The following is a 7,871-nucleotide window of genomic DNA, read 5'->3' as shown; positions in this document are numbered from 1 at the left end:
GAGCGACCGGCTTTGCCGTTCGCTGTCGCTGCGTCTTTCGTCGCAGCGGAGAAACGAGATTATGCAGAGCATTCAACGTTTCGTCAACAGTTTTTGCAGAACTTTTTTCTGCCGGCCGGTGCCGCGAACATCGCAACGCCAACCTCCTGCCAACCCCGCAACCGTTGCCGCCGCTGCGTTTGCAGCGCGCTTTGTGTTGCGAGGGGGCGAATATTAGATGGGATTGGCGGCCTGCGCAAGGGGTTTCGCAAAAGAATTTTCCGATCCCGTAGAATCGCCGGATGACGACGCTGCCGGAACCGCCCACCTATCTCCCCGAACGCCTGGCCAGCCGGGACGCGGGGGCGCTCGATGCCCTTGGGCTGGCCACCGCCCTGGCCCGCCCGATTGCCTTTGTCGATCTGGAGACCACGGGGCCAGACGCCCAGCGCGACCGGATCACCGAGATCGGCGTCGTGGAAGTGGGCCCCGACGGCATTCACGAGTGGGACACCCTCGTCGACCCACAGGCCAGCATCCCGCCGTTTATCCAGGGGATGACCGGGATCACCGACGACATGGTGCGCGGCCAACCCACCTTCGCGTCGATAGCCGAACTATTGGCCGAACGGCTACAGGGCCGGCTGTTTGTCGCTCACAATGCCCGCTTCGACTACGGCTTCCTGAAGAACGAATTTCGCCGGGCCGGTGTGACGTTTCGTGCCGATGTCCTTTGTACGCTGCGGTTGTCCCGCTCGCTGTTCCCCTCGGTGGAGCGCCATGGGCTCGACGCGCTGATCGCCCGCTTCAACCTGATACCGAAGGGCCGCCACCGCGCGCTGGCCGACGCCGAGCTGCTCTGGCAGTTCTGGCAGAAGATCCACGGCCTGTATTCGGTCGATCTGGTGGAGTCGGCCGTCAAGACGCTGGTCAAGCATGCCAGCCTGCCCGCCGGCCTGAGCGAGACCGCGCTGGACGACGTGCCGGACCGTCCCGGCGCCTACCTGTTTTACGGTGACGACGACGCGTTGCTATATGTCGGCAAGAGCATCCACCTGCGGCAGCGCATCCGCGCCCATTTTTCCGGCGACCATACCAACCCGAAGGAAATGCGCATCGCACGCGCCGTGCGGCGCGTGGATTGGCGTGAGACCGGGGGAGAGATTGGCGCGCTCCTGCTGGAGGCCCACCTCGTCAAGACGCTGCGGCCGTTGCATAACCATCAGCTGCGCCATAACGACGAGCTGTTCGCCTGGGAAATGGTCGATGGCCTGCCCGCGCCGCGCCTGCGCTCGGACCGTCAGATCGACTTCAGCCGGCATACCCGGCTATATGGTGTGTTTCCGAGCCGCGCCGCGGCACGCGCACGCCTGGTGGCGCTGGCCGAGGAACATCAGCTTTGCCTGGTCACGCTGATGCTCGAAGCGACGGCCCGACGCGGCCACCCCTGTTTTGCGCGGCAAGTCCACCGTTGCGCGGGAGCCTGCACCGGCCATGAATCGCGCGCCGCGCATCGCCTGCGCACGTTGGCGGCACTCGAAGCATTGACGGTGGCCCAGTGGCCATTCGACGGGGCGATTGCCTGGCGCGAAGGCCAGCAACCCGACCAGCCCTGGCACGTGATCGAGGACTGGTGCTACCTGGGCACCGCGCCGACGCTGGCCGACGCTGAAGGGCTGACCTCCCTGCCGGCGCGCTTCGATATGGATACCTACCTGATCCTGGCGCCGCACGTGGCCAGCCTCAGGGCGACGGCCGTGCCGCTGGCCTCGGCGCGCCCGTTCGTGCTGACAGCACCGGTCGCGCCGGTCACGGCGCCGATCGCCACGCCGAGCGTTACCGGTCTCGATACCGGGCTGGCGACAAAGCCACGCGCCACGCCCAGGCGCACGGCAGCCATGACGGACGCCCAGTCATCCCTGTTTGGCTAAACAGGAATCGGCAAGGCCGGCACCGCCCGCAAGGCCACCGGCTGATACCCGGCGTCGATCAATCGATCTTGGCGCCCGATACCTTGACGGCCTGTCCCCAGCGTTTCTGCTCGTTGACGATGGTTGCCGCAAACGCCTCCGGCGACTGCCACGCCGGCTCGGCGCCCTGCGCTTCGAGCTTGGCCTTCGTGTCCGGGTCCGCCAGCACGGTGCGCAGCGCGCCCGACAGCTTGTCGACGATTTCCTTCGGCGTGCCGGCCGGCGCCAGCACACCGTAGAAGCCCACCACCTCGAAACCCTTCAGGCCCGACTCCTCCATGGTCGGCACATCGGGCAGCGCCGGCGAACGCTTGCCCGACGTCACCGCCAGCGCGCGCACCTTGCCGGCCTTGATGTGCTGGGTGAACAGCGGAATCGAGTCGGCCATCATCTGGGCCTGGCCGCCCATCACGTCGGTCAGTGCCGGCGCGCTGCCCTTGTACGGGATATGGACAATGAACGTGCCCGACGCCTGCTTGAACATCTCGGGCATCAGGTGCGAAATGCCGCCATTGCCGCCCGACGCAAAATTGAGCTTGCCCGGGTTGGCCTTGGCATAGGCGATGAATTCCTTCAGGTTCCTGGCGGGCACGTTGTTGTTGACGACCATCACCAGCGGAATCAGCGCGGTACGTGCCACGGGCGCAAAGTCCTTCGGCATGCTGTACGGCAGCTTGGGATAGAGCGATCCGTTGATCGCCATCTGGCCGGTATTGGCGATCAGCAGCGTATAGCCGTCGGGCGCGGCCTTGGCCACGTTGTCCGACCCGATATTGCCGGCGGCGCCAGCCTTGTAGTCGAGCACGACGGGCTGGCCCAGGATCGGCTGCAGCTTCTCGGACAGGATGCGTGCATGCGTATCGACCGGCCCGCCAGGCGGAAATCCCACCACCATGCGGATCGGCTTGTCCGGCCACGCGGCCTGCGCGGCGCCGGCGGCCAGTGCCAGCGGGGAAAGGACCAGGGCAGCCAGGACATGCCGGGCGCGGCGGCAAGCGAACAACGTCATTTCTCTCTCCGGATGCGGCCCCGCTCTACATGGCGGGGACCGGACCGGTATTGTGACGTTTTTGTGACAAATTTGGAAAGGGCTTTGGTCACCGGGCCCGACCGGTAACCCTCCGCCATCCTCCTCAACCCTCCCCTCACTCCAGTACGATGCCGCGCGCCTTGATCAGCGCGCCCCATTTCCTTACCTCCCCGTCGATGAACGCGGCAAAGTCCGCGCTGCTGCCCGGCGACGGCTGCAGGCCCAGCGCCAGCAGCTTCTGACTGATCGGCGGATCGGCCAGCGCCTGGCTGGCATCGCGGTTGATCTGTTGCACGATGGCGGGCGGCGTGCCGGCCGGCGCCACGATGCCGAACCAGCCGTAGCCGACCACGCCGGGCACGCCCTGCTCGGCAAAGGTGGGCGCATCGGGATAGACCGGCGTGCGCGCATCGGCGGCCGCCGCGATCACGCGCAGCTTGCCGGCCTGGATAAAGGGCAGCGCGGTCGTGATCGCCGTCAGCGTGGCATCGACACGTCCGGCCAGCAGTTCGGTATAGGCCGTGGCGTCGCCGCGGTAATGGACGTTGAGCGCCTTGAACCCCGACTGCGCGGCAAACAGCTCGGCCGTCAGGTGCGGGCCCGAGCCGATGCCAGGCGACGCGAACGTGACGCCTTCCGGCTTCTGCTTCGCCATCTTCACGAAGTCCGCCACGGTCTTGACCGGGGAACTGGCGTTGACGATCAGGAACACTGGCCCCAGCACGCGCGGCCCCACGGCGATGAAATCCTTGTGGATATCGAACCGCTGCGACAGACCGGCTGCTGTATTGATGGCGAACGGCGCAGCGGCCCACAGCAGCGTGTAGCCGTCGGCGGGAGCGTGCGCCACGGTTTCGCTGGCCACGCGCGTACCGGCGCCCGGCTTGTTCTCGACCACCACCTGCTGGCCGTATTTGCGGCTCAGCGCCTCGGCCAGCACGCGCGCCGACGTATCGTTCGAACCGCCGGCCCCGTAGGGCGACACCAGCCGCACCGGCTTGCCGGGCCAGGTATTGCCGAAGGCATGCGGCACGACGCCGGCCAGGGCCATCGCGCCCAGCAGGCGGCGGCGGGTCAGTTGCGATGGGGTCATGATGCCTCCCTGATCCGCTCGATGGCGGGATAGCGATAGGTGCGGTCAAGGTGGTCCGGTTGGGGCACGTACAGGCGCAGCGCCACATAGAATGCCCCGGCCGGCGCCGGCAGCCAGTTGCCGAGCAGCGCGCGGTCCTGCGGCGGCTGCGTCGACAGGTACACCGTCAGGCTGCCATCGGCGCCGCGCTTCAGGGACGGAGACCGATCGCCCAGCGAATAGCGCGCAAGGTCGTTCGGCACCAGCATGCAGTCGCCCTTGTCGTACATGGTCAGCGACCAGAACGCGCCCACGCGCGGCAGGTTGTCGGCCGCGAAGTGCAGCCGGTAGGCGTGACCGCCGTCGAGCGGCGCGCCGTCGGCACAGCGGTCGGCCATCACGTACATGGCCTCCTGCACGCCCAGCGCACCAATATAGTTGCGCGCCACCAGCGCGCGTTGCAGGTAGTCCGTGCCATACGACTCGCGCACGTCCACCGACATCGCCCAGCCCCCGCCCATGTCCGACGCTTGCGGCTCGGCCAGGTCGGCCAGCACGCCCTGCAGTGCCGCGCCCAGCGTCTCGACCTGCGCCGGCGTGGGCGTGAGCCCCTGGCCGATGCCGGCTTCGGCGAAGCGGGCCACCATGTCGGCTTCTGCCGGCGGCGGCGGGTTGTCGGCCAGCATCTGGTTGACCACGGCGGCGAAGCGCCGCGGATCGCCCAGATGCTCGCGCGGGTGCATGCCCACATCGAACGCGAACGCGGCCGGTTCCCCGTCGAGCCGCTTCAGCGCAATGGCGTCCTGCAGCGCATGGCCGGCGGCAAGGTCGGCATCGCCGTCCACCAGCAGCCGGCCGATCATCCACACCGCGTTGGTCGGACACGGCACGGCCCGCATGCCGGCAGGTACTTCGCCATGCCAGTCGGGCCCGTGCAGCAGGAAGCGGCCCGCGCCGGTGCCGGTGGTGCGGCTGCCCAGATAGCCAAACGGATTGGTATAGAAATCGAGCAGCCCCAGCACGTAGTAGCGGCCGGCGAAGTCGGGCACTTCGAGCACCACGGGCTCGCGCGACAGGTCGAGCCAGGCATTGGTGTACAGCGTGTCGTTGTTCGGCGTGACCACCTGGCGATGCTGGGGGCCCAGCAGTTCGCGCGTGTGGATCAGGTGGTTGACCCAGCGCAGCGACGATTCGGGGCCGTCGCCGGCAAACCGCCCGGCGCGGTCGCGGCGCGGGCAGGTGGCCGCGCGCATGCGGGCCATCTCGTAGAGCGGCAGCGTGTAGATCACGGCTTCGCGGGCAAGCGGCAGGCCGGGGCTGGCGGTGGTGGTGGCGGTGGTCGTGGCGGTGGTGATGGATTGCGGCATGGGCTGGTGTCTCCTTTCTCTTATAGATATGAGATATGGCGATGCGTGTTCCGAGCCGGGCTCAGCCGATCCGGCGCACGGCGGGGATCGTGTACTGGCCGGCGATAAAGCTGGCGGACGGGTGGTAGAGCCGCAGGATCAGGTAGAACGGGCCATCGGGTGCGGGCAGCCAGTTGGCGTCGTCGGCCGGCCGGGCATGGCCGATGGGAATCACCAGCGTGCCGTCCGGCTCCATGCGCAGTCCCGGTGTGCGGTCGCCCACCGCATAGCGGCCGATCTCGTTGGCCGAGAAATAGCGATCCTCCCCGTAGAGCGACACCGACCAGAACGCTTCGGCCGGCGGCAGCATGCCGGGCGCAAAACGCAGTTCGTATCGATGCCGGCCGTGCAGCGGCTCGCCGTCCGCGTCGAAGTCGGCCATCGCGTAGACGGCTTCGTCCGCGCGCAGCGCGCCCAGCCCCTTCATCGCCGTGCAGGCGCGCAGCACCCAGTCGTCGCCATAGATCCCCAGCCGCATGCTGTAGCCCCACGCCTTGTGCCCCTGGCTGCGGGTATGGGCTTCGATCAGCGCCATGCCCTGGGCGTATGCGCTGCGCAGGCCGTTGACGACGGACGGCCGCAGCGCGGCGATCTCCACATCGTCCTCCAGCCGCAAGCCCACCTTGCGGAGCAGCGTGAACAGGCCTTGCTCCTGCGCGTTGGGCGGGAAGTCGCGCATCGCTCGGAACAGGTTCTGGAAGAAATCCACGCCGGCATCGCCGGAGTCCTGCCACTGCGCCACGCTGGCCGGCCGGGCCGGCCCGGCGCTTTGCACTACCTGGAAGCCCTGCTCGAAGGCGTTGGCACGCGCCAGGTCGTCAGGACCGGTCACCAGCACGCGGCCAATAATCCAGACCAGCGTGGTGGGCGCCTCGACCACGTGCACGCCGCTGCCCCGCTGGCCGGGTCCGACGATCTCCACATTGGCGCCTTCGCGCGGCACGTTGCGCGGACCCAGGTTGGCGAAGTTGTTGGTATGGGCATCGAGCAGTTCGACCACGTAGTAGCGGTCGGCATCGGGCAGCGCGGGCACGCGGATCGTGGCCGGGCCCTCGGCCAGGTTGAGCCATCCGCAAAAATAGAGCAGGTCGTTGGCGGGGGTGACGATGTCGCGGTCTTCGTGCGTCCACTGGCGCGCGCTGGCCGACAGCATGTTCATCGGTGCGCGGCCGTAGCGCGTGGGGGCGTCCACCGATGTCTGCAGCCGGCAGGTGCGCAGGGTTTCGATCAACGGGTAGCCGTAGATCACCAGCGGCAGCGCGGCGGCGGCCACCAGGGCCTCTTGCGGACTGGCGTGAACCGGCGAAGCCAGGGTGGAAGGGGTGTCGGCCGAGGTAGCTGCTGGGTGGGGAAAGGCAGGATGATTCATGGCGATGGTCAGGGTGGATGGGGATGTCGGGTTCATTCCAGCGCGGCGCCGCTCGACTTGACCAGCGCGGCCCATGCCCGCGCGTCGTCGCGCATCTGGTTGGTGAACTGCGTGCGCGACACGGGCTGGTAGCGCATGCCCATGGCCGCGATCTGCGCCTGCAGCGCGCTGTCCTGCATGGCTACGTGCATCGCGCTTTCCAGCCGGTCGACGATGGCCGGCGGCGTCCTGGCCGGCGCGAACAGCGCGTACCAGCTGTCGACACGGAACGCGATGCCGGACTCGGCGAACGTCGGCACATCGGGCAGCGCGGCCGACCGCTCCGAGCCCGACACCGCCAGCGCACGTACCTTGCCGCTGCGGATCAGCGGCAAGGTGCCCGCCAGATCGGACATGGCGATGGGCACCGTGCCGCCCATCACGTCGTTCAGCATCGGCGCCACGCCCTTGTACGGCACGTGCCGCAGGTGGATGCCGGCGGACACGTTCAGGCTCTCGCCGGCCAGATGGCCGCCCGATCCCTGGCCCCAGGAGCCATAGGCGAGGTCCGCGCCCGGCTGCTTCGCCATGGCAATCAGCGCGCGCACGTCCTTGGCCGGAAAGGCCGGGTTGGCCACCAGCACATTGCCGCCGTAGGCAATGCGGCCGATGGGCACGAAGTCGCGCAGCGGGTCGTAAGTCAGCTTCGGAAAGATCGCCGGGGCAATCGCGTGCGTGGCCGAGATGCCCAGCAGGAGCGTATAGCCGTCGGGCGCGGCACGCGCCACCTGTGCCGCGCCGATGGTGCCGGTGGCGCCCGCCACGTTCTCGACGACCACCGTGCCCTTGAGCGCCGCCGACAGGCGCGCGGCCACCATGCGCCCCACCACATCGGTGCCGCCACCGGGCGGGAACGGCACCACCAGCCGGATCGGCTTGCTGGGGTACGCGTCGGCAGCCACTGCCGCGGGCAACATCATCCCGCCCGTCACACCGGCCGCCAGGCACAAGGCCAGGGCGTGCCGCATCCTGCGAATTGCTGATCGCATGGTCTGTCTCCGTATTG

The 7,871-nt window shown here is 68.2% G+C and carries 7 protein-coding genes; 2 read left to right on the top strand and 5 right to left on the bottom strand.

The window, feature by feature from the left end:
* Positions 1–217: hypothetical protein (locus tag AC3G88_RS21080; RefSeq protein WP_488893821.1), on the top strand; the 217-nt coding region annotated here is incomplete at its 5' end.
* 64 nt (positions 218–281) lie between these two features.
* Positions 282–1,910: a 3'-5' exonuclease family protein gene (locus AC3G88_RS21075; RefSeq protein WP_488773749.1), complete on the top strand. Its 1,629-nt coding sequence runs from the start codon at positions 282–284 to the stop codon at positions 1,908–1,910.
* Positions 1,911–1,968: 58 nt separating this feature from the next.
* Here the strand turns inward: AC3G88_RS21075 and AC3G88_RS21070 are convergent, their stop codons facing one another.
* The 5 genes from AC3G88_RS21070 to AC3G88_RS21050 form a co-directional block, all read right to left on the bottom strand.
* Entirely contained in the window at positions 1,969–2,958 is a 990-nt protein-coding gene (locus tag AC3G88_RS21070) for a Bug family tripartite tricarboxylate transporter substrate binding protein (RefSeq protein ID WP_488773750.1), read from the bottom strand.
* Between the two features lie 136 nt (positions 2,959–3,094).
* Positions 3,095–4,072 (bottom strand): Bug family tripartite tricarboxylate transporter substrate binding protein, encoded by a 978-nt coding sequence (locus AC3G88_RS21065; RefSeq protein WP_488773751.1) that lies wholly within the window; start codon positions 4,070–4,072, stop codon positions 3,095–3,097.
* Positions 4,069–5,418, bottom strand: coding sequence for a DUF1254 domain-containing protein (locus tag AC3G88_RS21060; RefSeq protein WP_488773752.1), 1,350 nt, complete (start codon positions 5,416–5,418; stop codon positions 4,069–4,071). Before AC3G88_RS21060 ends, AC3G88_RS21065 begins: the two co-directional genes overlap by 4 nt.
* A gap of 61 nt (positions 5,419–5,479) precedes the next feature.
* A complete protein-coding gene (locus AC3G88_RS21055) occupies positions 5,480–6,826 on the bottom strand; it encodes a DUF1254 domain-containing protein (protein WP_488773753.1) in 1,347 nt (448 codons plus the stop codon).
* A gap of 32 nt (positions 6,827–6,858) precedes the next feature.
* A complete protein-coding gene (locus AC3G88_RS21050) occupies positions 6,859–7,854 on the bottom strand; it encodes a Bug family tripartite tricarboxylate transporter substrate binding protein (RefSeq protein ID WP_488773754.1) in 996 nt (331 codons plus the stop codon).
* Positions 7,855–7,871: the final 17 nt, after the last annotated feature.

This window comes from Cupriavidus sp. 86D6 (assembly GCF_057815095.1).
This window is presented reverse-complemented; position numbering and strand designations above follow the sequence as displayed.

Bases quoted from the DNA above. Each gene is read 5' to 3' on its own strand.
- AC3G88_RS21065 (WP_488773751.1), bottom strand. From the start codon at position 4,072: ATGACCCCATCGCAACTGACCCGCCGCCGCCTGCTGGGCGCGATGGCC.
- AC3G88_RS21070 (WP_488773750.1), bottom strand. From the start codon at position 2,958: ATGACGTTGTTCGCTTGCCGCCGCGCCCGGCATGTCCTGGCTGCCCTG.
- AC3G88_RS21055 (WP_488773753.1), bottom strand. From the start codon at position 6,826: ATGAATCATCCTGCCTTTCCCCACCCAGCAGCTACCTCGGCCGACACC.
- AC3G88_RS21050 (WP_488773754.1), bottom strand. From the start codon at position 7,854: ATGCGATCAGCAATTCGCAGGATGCGGCACGCCCTGGCCTTGTGCCTG.
- AC3G88_RS21060 (WP_488773752.1), bottom strand. From the start codon at position 5,418: ATGCCGCAATCCATCACCACCGCCACGACCACCGCCACCACCACCGCC.
- AC3G88_RS21075 (WP_488773749.1), top strand. From the start codon at position 282: ATGACGACGCTGCCGGAACCGCCCACCTATCTCCCCGAACGCCTGGCC.